This is a genomic window from Streptomyces sp. NPDC002889, from assembly GCF_042888425.1.
In the GTDB taxonomy this organism is placed as follows: Bacteria; Actinomycetota; Actinomycetes; order Streptomycetales; family Streptomycetaceae; genus Streptomyces.
Map to the genome: position 1 here is coordinate 202,280 of NZ_JBIAPT010000014.1, position 15,250 is coordinate 217,529.

Annotated in this window: 13 protein-coding genes and 2 pseudogenes; 7 read left to right on the plus strand and 8 right to left on the minus strand. The window is 71.1% G+C overall.

Features of this window, described 5'->3' with window-relative positions:
• Positions 1–177 precede the first annotated feature (177 nt).
• Positions 178–624: a MarR family winged helix-turn-helix transcriptional regulator gene (locus ACFYWI_RS22800; RefSeq protein ID WP_389235528.1), complete on the minus strand. Its 447-nt coding sequence runs from the start codon at positions 622–624 to the stop codon at positions 178–180.
• Positions 625–788: 164 nt separating this feature from the next.
• Here ACFYWI_RS22800 and ACFYWI_RS22805 point away from each other — a divergent pair, with 164 nt between their 5' ends.
• The 3 genes from ACFYWI_RS22805 (at position 789) to mltG (ending at position 4,171) form a co-directional block, all read left to right on the plus strand.
• The gene (locus ACFYWI_RS22805) at positions 789–2,597 is read left to right on the plus strand and encodes an ABC transporter ATP-binding protein (protein WP_389235531.1); all 1,809 of its coding nucleotides are present in this window, start codon (positions 789–791) and stop codon (positions 2,595–2,597) included.
• Positions 2,598–2,632: 35 nt separating this feature from the next.
• Positions 2,633–3,226: a hypothetical protein gene (locus ACFYWI_RS22810; protein ID WP_389235534.1), complete on the plus strand. Its 594-nt coding sequence runs from the start codon at positions 2,633–2,635 to the stop codon at positions 3,224–3,226.
• Between the two features lie 90 nt (positions 3,227–3,316).
• Positions 3,317–4,171, plus strand: a complete 855-nt coding sequence (gene mltG, locus ACFYWI_RS22815; protein ID WP_389235537.1) for an endolytic transglycosylase MltG — start codon at positions 3,317–3,319, stop codon at positions 4,169–4,171.
• Between the two features lie 12 nt (positions 4,172–4,183).
• On the opposite strand, the gene ACFYWI_RS22820 is transcribed toward mltG, so the two are convergent.
• Positions 4,184–5,254: an NAD(P)-binding domain-containing protein gene (locus ACFYWI_RS22820; RefSeq protein WP_389235577.1), complete on the minus strand. Its 1,071-nt coding sequence runs from the start codon at positions 5,252–5,254 to the stop codon at positions 4,184–4,186.
• A 101-nt stretch (positions 5,255–5,355) separates the two neighbouring features.
• Here ACFYWI_RS22820 and ACFYWI_RS22825 point away from each other — a divergent pair, with 101 nt between their 5' ends.
• Positions 5,356–5,778, plus strand: coding sequence for a YjbQ family protein (locus ACFYWI_RS22825; protein ID WP_389235540.1), 423 nt, complete (start codon positions 5,356–5,358; stop codon positions 5,776–5,778).
• Positions 5,779–6,138: 360 nt separating this feature from the next.
• On the opposite strand, the gene ACFYWI_RS22830 is transcribed toward ACFYWI_RS22825, so the two are convergent.
• Positions 6,139–7,701 (minus strand): mucoidy inhibitor MuiA family protein, encoded by a 1,563-nt coding sequence (locus tag ACFYWI_RS22830; protein WP_389235544.1) that lies wholly within the window; start codon positions 7,699–7,701, stop codon positions 6,139–6,141.
• A gap of 8 nt (positions 7,702–7,709) precedes the next feature.
• Positions 7,710–9,809: a DUF4139 domain-containing protein gene (locus ACFYWI_RS22835; protein ID WP_389235546.1), complete on the minus strand. Its 2,100-nt coding sequence runs from the start codon at positions 9,807–9,809 to the stop codon at positions 7,710–7,712.
• A gap of 108 nt (positions 9,810–9,917) precedes the next feature.
• Between ACFYWI_RS22835 and ACFYWI_RS22840 the strand changes: the two genes are divergently transcribed.
• Positions 9,918–10,478, plus strand: a complete 561-nt coding sequence (locus tag ACFYWI_RS22840) for an FABP family protein (protein ID WP_389235549.1) — start codon at positions 9,918–9,920, stop codon at positions 10,476–10,478.
• Positions 10,479–10,502: 24 nt separating this feature from the next.
• Here ACFYWI_RS22840 and ACFYWI_RS22845 read toward each other — a convergent pair.
• The 4 genes and pseudogenes from ACFYWI_RS22845 to ACFYWI_RS22860 form a co-directional block, all read right to left on the minus strand.
• Positions 10,503–11,319 (minus strand): annotated as a pseudogene (locus ACFYWI_RS22845) (SDR family NAD(P)-dependent oxidoreductase).
• A 60-nt stretch (positions 11,320–11,379) separates the two neighbouring features.
• Positions 11,380–11,541, minus strand: a complete 162-nt coding sequence (locus ACFYWI_RS22850; protein ID WP_389235552.1) for a hypothetical protein — start codon at positions 11,539–11,541, stop codon at positions 11,380–11,382.
• A gap of 152 nt (positions 11,542–11,693) precedes the next feature.
• Positions 11,694–13,595, minus strand: coding sequence for a Stk1 family PASTA domain-containing Ser/Thr kinase (gene pknB, locus ACFYWI_RS22855; RefSeq protein WP_389235555.1), 1,902 nt, complete (start codon positions 13,593–13,595; stop codon positions 11,694–11,696).
• A gap of 401 nt (positions 13,596–13,996) precedes the next feature.
• Positions 13,997–14,185, minus strand: a complete 189-nt coding sequence (locus ACFYWI_RS22860; protein WP_389235558.1) for a hypothetical protein — start codon at positions 14,183–14,185, stop codon at positions 13,997–13,999.
• Positions 14,186–14,613: 428 nt separating this feature from the next.
• Here ACFYWI_RS22860 and ACFYWI_RS22865 point away from each other — a divergent pair, with 428 nt between their 5' ends.
• Both ACFYWI_RS22865 and ACFYWI_RS22870 read left to right on the plus strand, forming a co-directional pair.
• A complete protein-coding gene (locus ACFYWI_RS22865; RefSeq protein ID WP_165245126.1) occupies positions 14,614–14,817 on the plus strand; it encodes a cold-shock protein in 204 nt (67 codons plus the stop codon).
• Positions 14,818–14,925: 108 nt separating this feature from the next.
• Positions 14,926–15,250 (plus strand): annotated as a pseudogene (locus tag ACFYWI_RS22870) (hypothetical protein); the annotation flags it as partial.

The following is a 15,250-nucleotide window of genomic DNA, read 5'->3' on the forward strand; positions in this document are numbered from 1 at the left end:
TGCGTCAACCGGGTGACGTGCACGCCCGTTTCGCTGCACCGCCTCGACACGCGACGCGCACGACGAGACGGTCGCCGCCGGAGCCGACCGGGCGTCCGCGCCAGTGCTGCGCCAGTGCCGCGCGCGGTGCCGCGCGCGGTGCTTCCGGGTGCGCGGCCGGGACACCGCGAGCGGGCGTCAGCAGCGGGGCCCGGGCCCGTCGACCAGGGCGGACAGCAGCCCGCCGAGCACATCGCGCTGTTCGGCGGTCAAGGGGGCCAGGATGTCCTGCGCGGCAGCGCGCCGCGCCTCACGCAGCGTCCGGAGCGTGGCGCGGCCGCAGTCGGTGAGTTCGATGCGGATCACCCTGCGGTTGGTCGGGTCGGGCACCCGGCGCACACAGCCGCCGGCCTCCAGCCCGTCGACCAGGCTGGTGACGGCGCGGGGGACCACTTCGAGACGCTGGGCGAGATCGGCCATACGCGGAGGCGTCTCGTAGTGGGCGAGGGTGCGCAGCAGCCGGGACTGCGCAGGCGTGATCGCGACATCGGCCGACTCGAGCTGGCGCTTCTGGCTGCGGTGGAGCCGGCGGGTCAGCCGCAGCAGCTGCTCGGCCAGCAGGCCGTCGGCGTCGGGGGTGCTCATGCGGAGACAATATCAGGACCTTGTTCATTGTGAAGATAGGTAACAGTGAGCTAAGGTCGCAAAAGCCTGCACTGTGACTGATCCTGATCCTGATCCGGCATCGGGTTCCGTGGCCTTGATCTCGATCCGTCGTCCCTGACGTCGACCCTCTCCGAAGGAGTCCATTGCGTCCCGAACAACCCAGCTGGACACCACCGCCCAAGGATCCGGACCAGCCACCGGCCCAGGTGCGGCGCATTCTCCGGCTCTTCCGCCCCTACCGCGGCCGGCTCGCCGTCGTCGGACTGCTCGTCGGCGCAGCGTCGCTCGTCTCGGTCGCCTCGCCGTTCCTGCTGCGCGAGATCCTCGACACCGCAATCCCCGAGGGCCGCACCGGACTGCTCAGCCTGCTCGCCCTCGGCATGATCGTGACCGCCGTGACGACCAGCGTCTTCGGTGTGCTGCAGACCCTGATCTCCACCACCGTCGGCCAGCGTGTGATGCACGACCTGCGCACCGCCGTCTACGCCCAGCTTCAGCGCATGCCGCTCGCGTTCTTCACCAGGACCCGCACCGGAGAGGTCCAGTCGCGCATCGCCAACGACATCGGCGGCATGCAGGCGACCGTGACCTCCACCGCCACCTCCCTGGTCTCCAACCTCACGGCCGTGGTCGCCACGGTCGTCGCGATGTTCGCGCTGGACTGGCGGCTCACGGCCGTCTCGCTGCTCCTGCTGCCCCTGTTCGTGTGGATCAGTCGCCGGGTCGGCCGGGAACGCAAGAAGATCACCACCCAGCGCCAGAAGCAGATGGCCACGATGGCGGCCACCGTCACCGAGTCGCTCTCCGTCAGCGGCATCCTGCTGGGCCGGACGATGGGCCGCGCCGACTCGCTCACCAGGTCCTTCGCCGAGGAGTCCGAGCGGCTGGTCGACCTCGAGGTGCGCTCCAGCATGGCCGGCCGCTGGCGGATGTCCACGATCGGCATCGTGATGGCCGCCATGCCCGCCCTGATCTACTGGGCCGCCGGCCTCGCGCTCCAGACCGGTGGCCCCGCGATCTCCATCGGCACCCTCGTCGCCTTCGTCTCCCTCCAGCAGGGCCTGTTCCGCCCCGCCGTGAGCCTGCTCTCCACCGGGGTGCAGATGCAGACCTCGCTCGCCCTCTTCCAGCGGATCTTCGAGTACCTCGATCTGCCGGTGGAGATCACCGAGCCCGACAAGCCCGTCGTCCTCGACAAGGTCCTCGGTGAAGTGCGCTTCGAGGGTGTCGACTTCGCCTACGAACCCAAGCAGTCACGGCTGACGCTCGACGCCATCGACATCACGGTGCCCGCCGGCGGCAGCCTCGCTGTCGTCGGACCCACCGGCTCCGGCAAGTCCACCCTCAGCTATCTGGTGCCCCGGCTCTACGACGTCACCGGCGGACGGGTCACCATCGACGGCATCGACGTGCGCGACCTCGGCTTCGACACCCTGGCGCGGGCCGTGGGAGTCGTCTCGCAGGAGACGTACCTCTTCCATGCCTCCGTCGCCGACAATCTGCGCTTCGCCAAGCCGGACGCCACTGAGCAGGAGATCGAGGCCGCCGCGCGCGCCGCACAGATCCACGACCACATCGCCGCCCTTCCCGAGGGCTACGACACCCTGGTCGGCGAGCGCGGCTACCGCTTCTCCGGCGGCGAGAAGCAGCGGCTCGCCATCGCCCGCACCATCCTGCGCGATCCGCCGGTCCTGATTCTCGACGAGGCGACCAGCGCGCTGGACACCCGGACCGAGCACGCGGTGCAGCAGGCCATCGACGCGCTTTCCCAGGGCCGTACGACCATCACCATCGCCCACCGGCTCTCCACGGTCAGGGACGCGGACCAGATCGTGGTGCTCGACGCCGGCCGGATAGCCGAGCGCGGAAGCCACCAGGAGCTCCTCGACCGGGGCGGGCGCTATGCCGCACTGGTGCGCAGGGATGCCCAGTTGGCCCCGGCAGCGCCCTGATGCACCGGTGCCGCGATACGGAATGATCGCCGTCCATGAGAGCTCTTCTTGGCGTCGACCTGCCGGGGTACCGGCCCGTCGACCATGACGTATGGGCGAACGACGAAGGCGATGTCCTGTCGCTGCACTTCTTCGAGCTGCCGCCGGACCTGCCGGCGTCGCTCGACGACGGCCCCACGCTGCGCGCCGCCCTGACCCGGTACACCGCCGAGGCGGGTGGCGGCCTGATCGAGGCCTCGGTGAAGTCGCTGGGCGAGTTGCCGGCGCTGCGCCAGATACTCAAACTGCCGCTTCCCGGACAGCCGAGCGGCCAGGCGTTCATCGGCAGCTTCACCGTGCCGCGTGCCGGCTGCAGCACCGTCGTGAAGATCCAGGCCCCCGAGCGCGGAATGACCGGCATGCGTGAGGCGATGGTGATGGCCCAGGTCGGCCACGACAACTACTTCCGCCCGCACCCGTATGCGCCCGACGTGCAGGGCGGGCTGCCGTTCCATGCCGCCGACCACGCCCAGTGGGATGCCCGGTTCCCCGATCATCCGCTGAGCCGTGTCAGGCGTACGCTCGCTGCGCTCGCCGACACGGTGCGGGTTTCTCCCGAGTTCGCCGCGCTGCCGCCGTTCACCCGCTGATCTGCGCGCGCAGCACGCCGCCACCGCTCCCGGGGACGGGCGCGGCGGCGCTTGCGGGAATCAGCCGTAGTGGCGAGTTAGCGTTCCCGTATGACGAACGAGTCCTTGCCGGACCGGCCCGGCGGGCGCAGTCTCCGCCTGACCCGCCGTGGCCGGCTCGTCCTGATCGTGAGCGCCGCCGCGGTGACGGCGGCCGCGGTACTGGTACCACTGCTGACCTGGGGCGCCAAGGACACCGAACCGATGCCGACGTCGCTGGTCGTCCCCGAGGGATGGCGCGCCACCCAGGTGTACGCCGCCATCGACAACGCTCTGGAGGTGGCGCCCGGGACCACCGGGCAGGCGGCCGCCCGGCTGAAGCTGAAGCTTCCGGCCGAGGCCCGTGGCAACCCCGAGGGGTACCTGTTCCCGGCCACTTATCCCGTCAATGCGAAGACCACGCCGGCGAGCATGCTCAGCTTCATGGTCAACACCGCCAACACGCGCTTCGGGTCGGAGCGCACCCTCAGCGCCGCACGGCGCGGCGGGCTCAGCGTCTACCAGGCGGTGAACGTCGCCAGCATCGTGCAGGCGGAGGCCGATACGCCCACCGACATGGGCAAGGTGGCCCGTGTCATCCACAACCGGCTGAGCAGCGGCATGCCGCTGCAGATGGACTCGACCCTCAACTACGCACTGCGGCGCAGCACCGTGGACACCACGACCCAGGACACGCGCCTCGAGAGTCCGTACAACACCTATGACCGTCAGGGGCTGCCGCCCACCCCCATCGCCAATCCGGGTGAGGACGCGATGCGCGCGGCGATCGGGCCGCCCGCCGGGGACTGGCTGTACTTCGTCACGGTGGCACCCGGCGACACCCGCTTCACGAGCAGCTACGACGAACACCGGCGCAACGTCGAGGAGTTCAACGCCAACCGCGACCAGGCCCGTACGTCCGGCTGACGACCGCGACCATCAGACCAGTGCCGGGCCCGGGCGCGCCAGCAGCTGCCTGATGTCCCGTACCGCCGCCCGCCCGGCCCGGTTGGCGCCGATCGTGGATGCCGAAGGCCCGTACCCCACGAGATGCACGCGGGCATCCCGCACGGCGCGGGTGCCCTCCACCCGGACGCCGCCGCCCGGCTCGCGCAGCCGCAGTGGTGCCAGATGGGCGATCGCGGCACGGAACCCGGTCGCCCAGAGAATCACATCCGCCTCGAGGGTCCGCCCGTCGTCCCAGGCCACCCCGGTCCGGGTGATCCGGTCGAACATGGGCAGCCGCTCCAGCACGCCCGCCGTGCGGGCGTGCCGGATCGCGTCGTTCAGCGGCAGCCCAGTCACCGAGACGACGCTCTGCGGCGGCAGACCGCGCCGTACGCGTTCCTCCACCATTGCCACCGCGGCCCGGCCGACCTCCACGTCGAAGGGGCCCTCGCGGAAGACCGGGGGCCGGCGGGTCACCCAGCCCGTGCCGGCCGCGACCTCCGCGAGCTCCATCAGATGTTGCGTCCCCGAGGCCCCGCCGCCCACGACGATCACGCGCTGCCCGGCGAACTCCTCGGGCCCTGCATAGTCCGCGGTGTGCAACTGCCGCCCCTGGAACGTCTCCTGACCCGGGTAACGAGGCCAGAACGGACGGTTCCATGTCCCCGTCGCGTTGATCAGGGCCCGCGTGGACCAGGTGCCCTGCGAGGTCTCGACCAGCAGTCGGCCGGCCTCGCCCTCCCGCACCGCGCTCACATCGACGGGTCGGCGCACACGCAGGCCGAACCGTTCCTCGTACGCGGCGAAATACTCGCCGATCACCTCGGAGGACGGCCGTGCCTCGTCGGCCCCCGTCAGTTCCATGCCGGGAAGCGCGTACATCCCGTGCACCTTGCCGTAGGTCAGCGAGGGCCAGCGGAACTGCCAGGCGCCGCCCGCCCGCGGGGCATGGTCGAGCACCACGAAGTCGCGGTCCGGCACCAGGGCGGCGCGCCGCAGATGGTAGGCGCCCGACAGCCCTGCCTGTCCCGCGCCGATGACGACCACGTCCACGTCCCGCACCGCCAAGTTGTTCACAGTTCTACTAACGGGCTGGAGTCCGGGGATCTTCCCGGCCCCGCCGGGAGCGCGCGGGCGACCAGGATGGACGAGAGGATGGGGCCATGCCCGGAACCTTCGCCACCACGACGCTGACCCTCACCACCGGTTCGTACGAGACGGTGACCGATCTGACACCGGCTTGCCGGCGCTTCCTCGGGGAGCACGCGGGCGACCGGGACGGCCTGCTGAATGTGTTCGTCCCGCATGCCACTGCGGGTGTGGCCGTGATCGAGACCGGCGCCGGCAGTGACGACGATCTGCTGGCCGCCCTGCACATGCTGCTGCCCGCGGACGACCGCTGGCAGCACCGCCACGGCAGTCCCGGCCACGGCAGGGACCATGTCCTGCCCGCCCTCGTGCCACCGCATGCCACGCTGCCGGTGATCAGTGGCCGACTGGAGCTGGGTACGTGGCAGTCCGTGTGTCTCGTGGACACCAATAAAGACAATGCCAACCGTCAAGTGCGGTTGACTTTCCTTGGGTAGCGGTCGCGAGCGCGACCGTACCCGGCATCCCCGGCCCCACCAAGTGGCGTTCTTGTCTGCCGTTTCAGCAGATTGTTCGTGCTTGGTGATGACCGTGCGGTCCCGGTGGCCGAGCCGCCGGCGGAACCAGCAGCCCGACCCGCCGCGTCCGGCCGCCGAGGAACAGGTCGAGGCGTACGTGCTGCCGGCCGGCGGGAGGCCCGCCCTCGCAGCGGCCGGTGCGACCGGGCGACAGGCAGCGTTCCGGCGGCCCCAGCGGTGACCGGCCCTCATGTCCTTCGCGTGTGCGAGACGGCCCCCGGCTGGGGGCGGGGGTCCGGATCAGGCCGGCACCAGCAGGCGTGCAGCGGCCCACCGAGCTCAGAGCCCGGTGACTTTGGCGCTCGCCGACAGCTCGTAGACCAGGGTGACCGTGCGGCGGCTGCCGGGTGGGAGGGTGACGCCCCAGCGGGCGATGCCCTCGGCGTCGACCACGTCGGGCGCCGGGGAGCATGAATCCTTGTGCAGGCGTATCTCCACCGCCGAGACCTCGGAGACCGGGATCCGCTCCCGAAGGACGACCACCCGCTCGCCGTGCTCCCCGGGGGCGGAGAACCGGGACAGGTGCAGCCGGACCGTGCGGGTGACCACGGTCCGCTGGGTGATTCCGGCCAAGTCGCGGGACTCCTCGGCATGCCGGACCACCCTGTAGCCGTCGCAGCTGCCGAAGGCCAGCTCAACGGGGGCGCCGAGGGCGGTGAAGTCCAGCGTGCCGCGGCCGCTGAATCCGCTGCCGCGGACCAGGTCCACGGGCCCGGCGAGCAGCGCGTGGCCGGACAGGTTGTCGAACCGCACCACCTGGGTGACCAAGGGGGACAACTCCGGTGAGCAGGCGTACTCACTGCGCGCGGCCGCGGTGAATGCGGTGAGCAGCACTCGGTGGGCGCGGCCGTCACCGGGCACCGAGACCGGCCCGGGGGATCTCAACACCTGCGCCTCGCCGCCGTCGTCCACCCCCGGCAGGCCGAGCACCGGGGCCGGGCCGAGGGCCCCGATCTCCTCCTCGCGCAGTTCGACGTCGACCGTGCGGCGCTCCGCTGCGGAGCGGTCCTTGAGCGCCAGCCGGTCCTCGCCCAGCCGTGGCGGATCGGTGGCCAGCGCCGAGCGGGCCGTCGACAATGTCAGCCGTACGTCAGACCAATCCTCACCGGTGCGCTGCCAGACCATCGCGTCGGTCTCCAGCGTCAGGGAGTCCCCGTCGAGCACGGCCCGGTAGGCGGGCCGCCACAGCGCACACGGGGTGAGGTGGCTCAGGCGCAGCCCGACCGGCCCGGCGACCGCGGCTTCCACGGTCAACTCGATATGGCCGACCAGCTCGGCGGGCTCCTCCTCGGAGAGGTGCATGGCCCGCTGGGCTTCCCCGAGTTCGGCAGCGAGGGCGGCCAGCCGGGCCTCCACGGTGCGGAGTTGCTCGCCGTACGCCTCGCGCTCGTCGTCCACCCGGTCCAGTTCGCGGGCCCAGCGGGGCCGTTCGGTCTCCCCGGAGCCGGCGCCTTCGCCGATCTCCCGCAGCAGATCGGCGGCGAGGCGGCCGAGCAGGTCAAGGCGGGCATGCAGCCGGTCGCGTCGCTGCCCCAGGGCCAGCCGCTCCTCTTCGAGGGCGTGTACGCGGTGGCGCAGGGCGGAGTCGTCGTCGGTGGACGGCAGCGGCCCGCGCGCCGTCCAGCTGCGGACGATCCGCACGTCGAGCACGGTCGCGGGGTGACCGGCGGTCAGCTCGGCATGGAGGGTCCGGTCGACGGCCAGCGCACTGACCGGCCCGAGACGCATCCGCTGGACCCCGGCCTCCAGGTCGAGCACGACGGCGCGCTCGATGTGGGCGCGATCCTCAAGGCACGTGACGGCGGTGACGGGGAGGGCGATCGGCTTCGTGGCCGTGGACATGGCGTGTGTCAGCTCCTGCGGTTGCCGCCGACCAGGGCCTTGCCGGTCGGGATGCGGATCTCGTAGCCGCCGTCGAGGGTGGCAGTGGCGCCTGCGGGCAGGTCCAGCCGCCAGACGCGGGTGCCCGGCGCATGGCGATCGGGCCCCGTGCCGTTCTCGGGTGCCGTCCAGTCGGCCCGTTCCTCGATCCGGACGTCCGGTTCGGAGGTGACCGGCACCCGCTCGCGGACTTCGACGGTGACGGGCCTCGCGAGCCGGTTGGCCAGCTCCACGTGGACGCGGTGGTCGAGCACGGTGGTGTTGTTGCGCAGGCCCGAGGTCGACTCGTGCAGGTTCGTACGGCGGGTGACCCGGATGCCCTCGGCCGGCCCGAGCCCCACCCTGCTGACACCGCCGGGGGCGAGCGTGGGCAGTGCGGCGGTCAGCAGGAAGTCGTCGTCGACGGTGACCTCCACCGGGCCGGCCAGCAGTGCCTGGTCGGTGGCGTTGGAGAGCACCAACGTCGCGTACACGGTCTGCTCCACGGACGGCACGCAGAGGTACTCGGTGCGCAGGCCGACCGGGATCTCGCCGACGGTGACGGTGTGCCAGGTGCCGTCCGACGGAATGTCGGCGCGGGCGGTGGCATCGAAGCGGTGGTCGAAGGAACCCGCCGACTCGCGGGGCCGCACGGCCTGTCCGGGCAGCGGCAGCGCGGCTACGGCTTCGGCGCGGCGGCGGTACTCGGCCGCCACCGGGTCGAACGGAGAGCCGGGAAACAGCCGGCCTCTGCGACCGCCCTGTTCGTCGGGGCCGCACAGGACGAGGGCGGCGTAGTCGAGCTCGGCGCCGCTCGGCTGCGGCGGACCGGCTGCCGGCGCCGGAAGGGGTGGCGGCGCAGCCCGGCCAGGAGCCGCGGGCGCCATGGCGGCGGGGGCACCCGCGAAGGACATGCCGCCGGTAGTCGGCCTGTCGCCCGGTCTCCGCCCGGCAGGCTGCGCGAGGGCGGGCATCTGGCCGCCGAAGACTCCCGGGGGAGCGCCGTCCGCGCCGCCGGGCACCGGGATCGCGGCCGGCGGACCGCCGTAGCCCTGCGGTGCCGGCGGCGGGGGAGGCGGCGGTGGCGGAACGGGAGCGGACGCGGAGCCGCCCGCGGCACCCACGGGCGCGGAGACGGCCCCGACAGCCGCGGGTGCGGCAATCGTTGCTGGGGCAGGGTCTGCCACGTCGTAGCCGGAGAACAGGTCGACGAGCCCGGCCGGGGGCTCGCGCCAGCCAGAAGGCGCGGGGGCGGGCTGACGGCGTCCGATCCGGATCGAGCGGAGCCTCGGCAGGTCGGTGCGGCGCCGAAGATCGGCGGTGGCCAGGGCGATGCGCACACCGGTCCAGTCCTCGCCGGTCCGCTGGGCGACCGAGGCGCGCAGCACCAGACGGCCGCTGCCGTCGCCCTGACGGTGAGTGAGACGGTAGGTCGGCACCCAGACGGCGCCCGGCACCCCGTACTCCAGCTCCACCTCCGCGTCACAGGTGCCGTCGAGGGTCAGGACCGCGCAGACCGTGGTCTCCACGTGCGCCGGCGGTGCGTCGGTGGAGGCGCGGGCAAGCTTGTCGGCGGCGACGGTGAGCTCGTGCTCGACGTTGCGCAGCGCCTCCTCCAGCTCGACGAGGCGGGTGTGCAGTCCCGTCAGCCGCTCGTCGACGAAGTCGGCGAGCTCCAGCCACGCGTCGACCGGGGTGCGGCGGTGCGGGTCCTCGCGGCGGCGGGCAGGTGGGACCGGGTGGAGAGCCCTGACCTCCTCGATCAGGCTCAGCTGTCGGTCCCGGCGTCCCTGCGCCGCCGCGTACTCGTCGCGCAGCCGCTCGACCTCGCGCCGCAACTCGTCGGGCGTGCCCGTGCCGAGCGGCTCGGCCTCGACTTCCACCCGGGCCTCGGTGACGCGCACCCCGGGGGCGCCCAGGACACGGGCCCGCAGCGAGCCCGGGTCCAGCGAGCGGGGCAGTCCCGTCACCCGCACCCGGCCGTCAGGCGGCACGCCGCCCCGGGTCAGGCGGCGGCAGACCGCGCCCTGCGCGTACACCACGACCGAATCGAGGGTCGACCCCCACCTAGGTGTTGACTCAGCCGTCATGTGCTCCGCCCCCCGCCGCGTCCATGCTGAGCGAAGCCTACGCCCGGGCGGTCCGCGCATCCGCCTAAGCTGCCGTCCGGCACCGGCCTCGACCCAGGAGCGCACGTCATGTTCGACCCCGCCCAGAAGCCCCCGTATCCCGATGCCCTGCGACCGGACGACGCACCCGCACCGCACGCACTGCTCGCGCCGGTGATCGGGTTGCTGGGTACCTGGGTCGGCCGTGGCCGGGGAGGGTATCCGACGCTGGACGAGGAGTTCACATACGCGCAGGAGGTCGCCTTCAGTCACGACGGGCGGCCTTTTCTCCACTACGAGGCGCGCGCCTGGCTGCTCGACGCGAACGGTACCCCGCTGCGGCCGTCGGCCCGGGAGAGCGGCTGGTGGCGGCTCCAACCCGGCGGACGTGTAGAGGCGTTGATCACCCAGCCCACCGGCATCGCGGAGATCCTGGTCGGCAGCGCCGACGCCGGCACGGTCGACCTCACCACCCACGAGGTGGCTCTCACTCCCACGGCCAAGGAGGTGAACGCCACCCGCCGCCGCTACACCGTGACGGACGAGGGCACGCTCGACTTCGTCCATGACCTCGCGGCGGTCGGTCAGCCCCTGCAACACCACCTTTCGGCACGGCTTCGACGTGGGGGCCTCAGCCGAGTCGCGCCGTAGGGAACCGTGACCAGGCGTCAGGCGTCAGGCGTGCGGCGTTCGCGGTTCGATCCGGAAGTCGAAGGCGAGCGTGCCGGGGTCGAGGGCGGTCACGCCGTCGTCGACGGTGAGCACGGCTCCGTTGACGAAGGAGGAGCGGGCGAGAGCAGCCAGGCGACGGCTTCGGCGACCTTGCGCGGCTCACCGGGACGCCCGGCGGGCAGGACGCGTGTCACCTCCTCGTACGCCGCGTCGACACTGCCCGCACCGAGCCCCGCTTCGTCGGCGAACCGGCTCATCCGGCGGTCCGCCATGTCGGTGCGCACCCAGCTCGGGCATACGGTGTTGGCGCGCAGGCCCGCGGCCCCGTAGTCGACCGCGAGGGAGCGGCTGAGCTGGAGCAGCGCCGCCTTGGAGGCGGCGTAGGCGGCATTGCCCACGCCGTTGCGCAGGGCGGACACCGAGGCGACCGCGACCACCGCGCCCCGGGCGTCGAGCAGATGCGGGAGAGCGGCGCGCAGCAGATGGAACGGGCCGGTGAGGTTGGTCCGCATGACCGCGTCCCAGTCCTCGAGCGTCACCTCGCCACGCCTCCGCCGCGTCCGATACCGGCGTTGAGGACGAGCCCGTCGAGGCGGCCGTAAGCGGTGACAGCCGCGTCGACGAGTTCGCGTACGGCTTCGGGGTCACCGATGTCGGAGGGGACGGCCAGTGCTCCGGTCTCCTCCGCGACAGGCCGCAGTCGTTCGGGGCGGCGCCCGGAGGTCACCACCTGGTGACCCGCTTCGCGCAGCAGCCGGGCGGTCGCGGCGCCGATGCCCGTCCCGCCGCCCGTCACGAGGTACACGCGCCGGTCCGCCATGGTCGTCGAGCCTCCGTCGTCGTGATCCTGTGCACCGGAACGACGGCAGGTTCCGATGGTTCACGGCTTCTGCTCGGTCGGCCAATCGGCGTGGTCCTCGACCAGGTCGCCTATGAGCGCGAGCAGGGCGTCGGTCCGGTGCCGTTCCTCGCGCCGCTGGTTCCGCAGGCTGTGGTTGAGCCCCCGGAGTCTGGCCAGGGCGGCCGGGTCCCGGCGCCTCACCTCGTCGAGCAGCGGCGTGGTGATGATGTTGCTGAGCTTCCTCGGGTGACGTGGGTGACGACCGTCGAACCGGTGGTCCCGGTCGGCGCGGCTCCGGAGCCGGCCGGAGGACGCTGGACGCTGTCGCTGATGTGCAGCCGGCCGTGCCCGGTTCACGGCCTGCCCGATGAGATCCAGACCTTGACGGTGCTGCCCGGATCGATCTGGGTGCCGCTCCCCGGCTCCTGCTCGACGACATCTCCTGCGGGCCACAGCTCGTCCGGGACGGTGTGTTCCTCCAGCTTCACCCGTGCGATCTTCGCGCAGGCGCGTGCGTCGGTGATGGTCATGTGCTCGAGGGACGGCGGGTAGGGCTGGTCGCTGGTCGCGTACGTATCGCAGCGGGACAGCTTTCCCGTGGCGCGTGGATCTCCGCCGGTCGAGATCCAGATCGTGACCGTGCTGCCCGCGGGGATCTGTTCCGATCCGGGCTCCTGCTTCGCGACCTGTCCGGCGGGGGTCTGCGCGTCCTGGATGGTCCCGGCTTCCCGCAGCTTCAGCTGGGCGATGTCCGCGCAGACCCGTGCCTTGGCCGGACTCCTGCCCTTGAACCAGGGGTTGGAGACCTTGCCATGGATCTCCTCCACCTCGCAGTTCTCGAGGTCGCCCTTGGCCCGGGGGTCACCGCCCGTCGACACCCAGACGGTGACGGTGCTGCCGGACTCGACCGACTGGGTCGACGGCTCCTGCCTCACCACCGTGTCCTTGTCGTACTTCTTTCCCCTGGTGGTTTTCTGCTCGAGCTTCAGCCCGGCGATCTTGGCGCATGTCTTCGCCTCCGCCGGAGACATGCCGGTGAAGCTGGGGGGGCTGAACTCGTCGTCCCACGAGGGGACGGGGTCGCACAGGATGAATGCTCCCGTGGCCCGGGGGTCCGGGGTGTACGAGGTACCCGAAACCAGGGACTGCACGGCGTAGAAGGCCGCGAAGGCCATGGCCACGACCACGGCTACCGCCAACCGGATGTGGACGGTTCGAATGCCATGCGTGCGCGGTGCCGGGCGGAGACGGGCCGGGTGCTGTCCGCCGACCGTCACGGTGATGGCGCCTGCCGTGAGCGTGGGGGGCACGTGCGGGGGCATCTGCCGCGTGGGGGGTTCGTGCGGGGGCATCTGCCGCGTGGGAGTCTCGCCGGCGGCGATCGCGCGTAGGGCCTCCGCCATCGCCTGGGCGCTGGGGTACCGCTGATCGGGGTCCTTGCTCAGGGCGCGGGCGACGACGGTGTCGACGGCCGGGGGCAGCGACGGGTCGACCGAGGACGGGATCGGCGGGGGGTTCTGCACATGCTGGTAGAGCACGCTCATCGTGGACTCGCCGTCGAACGGCAGTGTGCCGGTGGCCAGTTCGAACAGCATGCAGCCGACCGAGTACAGGTCCGACCGGGCGTCGGCGGGCTTGCCCAGCGCCTGCTCGGGGGAGAGGTACTGCGGTGTGCCCAGCACAGTGCCCGTCCGGGTCATCGAGGTGGCGTCGGACTGCAGGGCGCGGGCAATGCCGAAGTCCATCACCTTGACGGTGCCGTCGTCGGTCACCATCACGTTGGCGGGCTTGATGTCCCGGTGAATCAGCCCACGCCCGTGGCTGCAGGCCAGCGCGTCCAGGACGGCGGCGGTCATCTTCAGCGCCGTGTCCAGTGGAATCGCACCGTCCGAGCCGGCACCGTCCCGGATCAGCTCGCGCAGCGAGCGGCCCGAAACGTACTCCATGACGATGTACTGCACGACGCCCGCCTCACCCGCGTCCTCGCCACTGTCGTGGACCGCGACGATATTGGCGTGGCTGAGGCCGGCGACCGCCTGGGCCTCACGCCGGAACCGCTCGCGGAACGACGGATCACGGGCCAGATCCGAATGCAGGGTCTTCACCGCGACGGTGCGGCCCAGCACCGAGTCATGGGCGCGGTGCACGGATGCCATGCCGCCCTCGCCGAGCGGAGCCTGCAGAACGTAGCGTCCCTGCCCCACCGCGCGGATCGGCACCCCCGTGTACGCCTGCCCGCTGTCCCCCACGCTCATCGCTCTTGCCCTCCCCCGGCCGCGCACCCCCGCGCGCTGATGTCCGGACCCGCCAAGGATCCGGACATGTCAGTGTGGTGAATCCCGCCGCCCGGCAGTCGCGCGGGCCCTGGAGCTCGGCGGCAGAGGCCACCATGGTCGCCCGTGCCACTCCGCCCGGCCGAACGGTGGCTTGCCGTGGCCAACCCCGCCACAGGGTGTCGCTTGCCCGGACACATCGATTTCGTCAGGAGGTCGGCCGTGACTGATGGTCATCGACGATCCGCGCGAGCGTCTGTTTGATCAGACGCGTGATCATACTGCACGCTCCGGATCAGCCACCGGTCGGACGGGTTCGGTCTCCCGTGGGGCGAAGGGCGGTTGGCGTATGTCTCCCTGCAACGGGATGTCCGATGCCGGGGTCAGGACAGGGTTCCGTCGACCGGTTCCTCTATCCACAGGTGCAGCGTTCCGGCGCTGCGGCTCAGCGTGTGCTCGCGGCCGAGCTCCTGGACGAGTGCGGCTTCGGCGTCCTCGGCGTGCTCGGCGATGGCGAGCGCCGTCTCGAACCGGACGTCCATCTGGTCCATCACGGCCGTGGCGTGAGCCAACCAGCACCGGGCGACGAGAGGAACGCGACTCGGGGCAAGTGAGGTGCGCCCTCGTCATCCCGGATCCGGCACGATCCGCCCGAGGTACCCACTGGCGGCTCGCTTCCGCCGAGCACCCCGGCAGGGCGTGGTGCTCGGCGGAAGCGCAAATATGTTTGCTGCAGCTTCGGAAATTTGCTCAGTGCGGGGCGGACGTTCATGGCGTGAAGGGCGAAATAGTAGTACTTGCCGTGCCCCGACGCTCGTGTCGTGCTACTCTTGATCTCAGTTGCAGTTGTGGTTCCCATTGACTTCAAGTGCCTTGGACGACTTCATGTTGTCGGGCACTTTTGTATTTCCGGTTCTGTTTTCCGGACGGGGTAATCATCGCGGCGACGCCGGGATTCGCACAGTGCGGGCCCCGGGACTGCCCCGAAGGAGATTTTGACATGGCTACTGGAACCGTGAAGTGGTTCAACGCGGAAAAGGGTTTCGGCTTTATCGAGCAGGACGGCGGCGGCCCTGACGTCTTCGCCCACTACTCGAACATCGCCACCCAGGGCTTCCGTGAGCTTCAGGAAGGCCAGAAGGTGAACTTCGACGTCACGCAGGGTCAGAAGGGCCCGCAGGCCGAGAACATCGTTCCCGCCTGACGCCGAAGCGTTTGACGTGGCTGGGGCCCGCACCTCGCGGTGCGGGCCCCAGCTCGTTGCTGTTTGCAGGATTCGCCTGAAGCGCCGTGACGGCGCTTCACGGCATGTGTGACACCAGTCGACGCACTGTCGTCCTGGTGGATGGCCCCGGCCGGACGCAGGTCCGCCCGCCCCTATGATCCGGCCCCAGCCACCCGTTCCGGTGGATTCCCGGCATTCCTGTGCCGGCCGTCGCTGTTTTATGCGCCGGTGCGGCCGGCTTCGTTCCAGTATTTTTCCGGCTCGTTCTTGCAATTCATTCGGTTCATTTCCTGCCGAGAATTCCTCGATACGTGCCATATCGAGGAAAGGTTCTGCATGAACCGCACGACTCGCACGAACGACCGTTATTCCAACCCGCGGAAGGGTGGCTCTGCCGGTTCCGACCGGGGTG

Excerpts from the sequence above, each read along its gene's own strand:
- ACFYWI_RS22800 (WP_389235528.1), bottom strand. The coding sequence starts at position 624 with ATGAGCACCCCCGACGCCGACGGCCTGCTGGCCGAGCAGCTGCTGCGG.
- ACFYWI_RS22810 (WP_389235534.1), top strand. The coding sequence starts at position 2,633 with ATGAGAGCTCTTCTTGGCGTCGACCTGCCGGGGTACCGGCCCGTCGAC.
- mltG (WP_389235537.1), top strand. The coding sequence starts at position 3,317 with ATGACGAACGAGTCCTTGCCGGACCGGCCCGGCGGGCGCAGTCTCCGC.
- ACFYWI_RS22825 (WP_389235540.1), top strand. The coding sequence starts at position 5,356 with ATGCCCGGAACCTTCGCCACCACGACGCTGACCCTCACCACCGGTTCG.
- ACFYWI_RS22830 (WP_389235544.1), bottom strand. The coding sequence starts at position 7,701 with ATGTCCACGGCCACGAAGCCGATCGCCCTCCCCGTCACCGCCGTCACG.
- ACFYWI_RS22835 (WP_389235546.1), bottom strand. The coding sequence starts at position 9,809 with ATGACGGCTGAGTCAACACCTAGGTGGGGGTCGACCCTCGATTCGGTC.
- ACFYWI_RS22840 (WP_389235549.1), top strand. The coding sequence starts at position 9,918 with ATGTTCGACCCCGCCCAGAAGCCCCCGTATCCCGATGCCCTGCGACCG.
- pknB (WP_389235555.1), bottom strand. The coding sequence starts at position 13,595 with ATGAGCGTGGGGGACAGCGGGCAGGCGTACACGGGGGTGCCGATCCGC.
- ACFYWI_RS22865 (WP_165245126.1), top strand. The coding sequence starts at position 14,614 with ATGGCTACTGGAACCGTGAAGTGGTTCAACGCGGAAAAGGGTTTCGGC.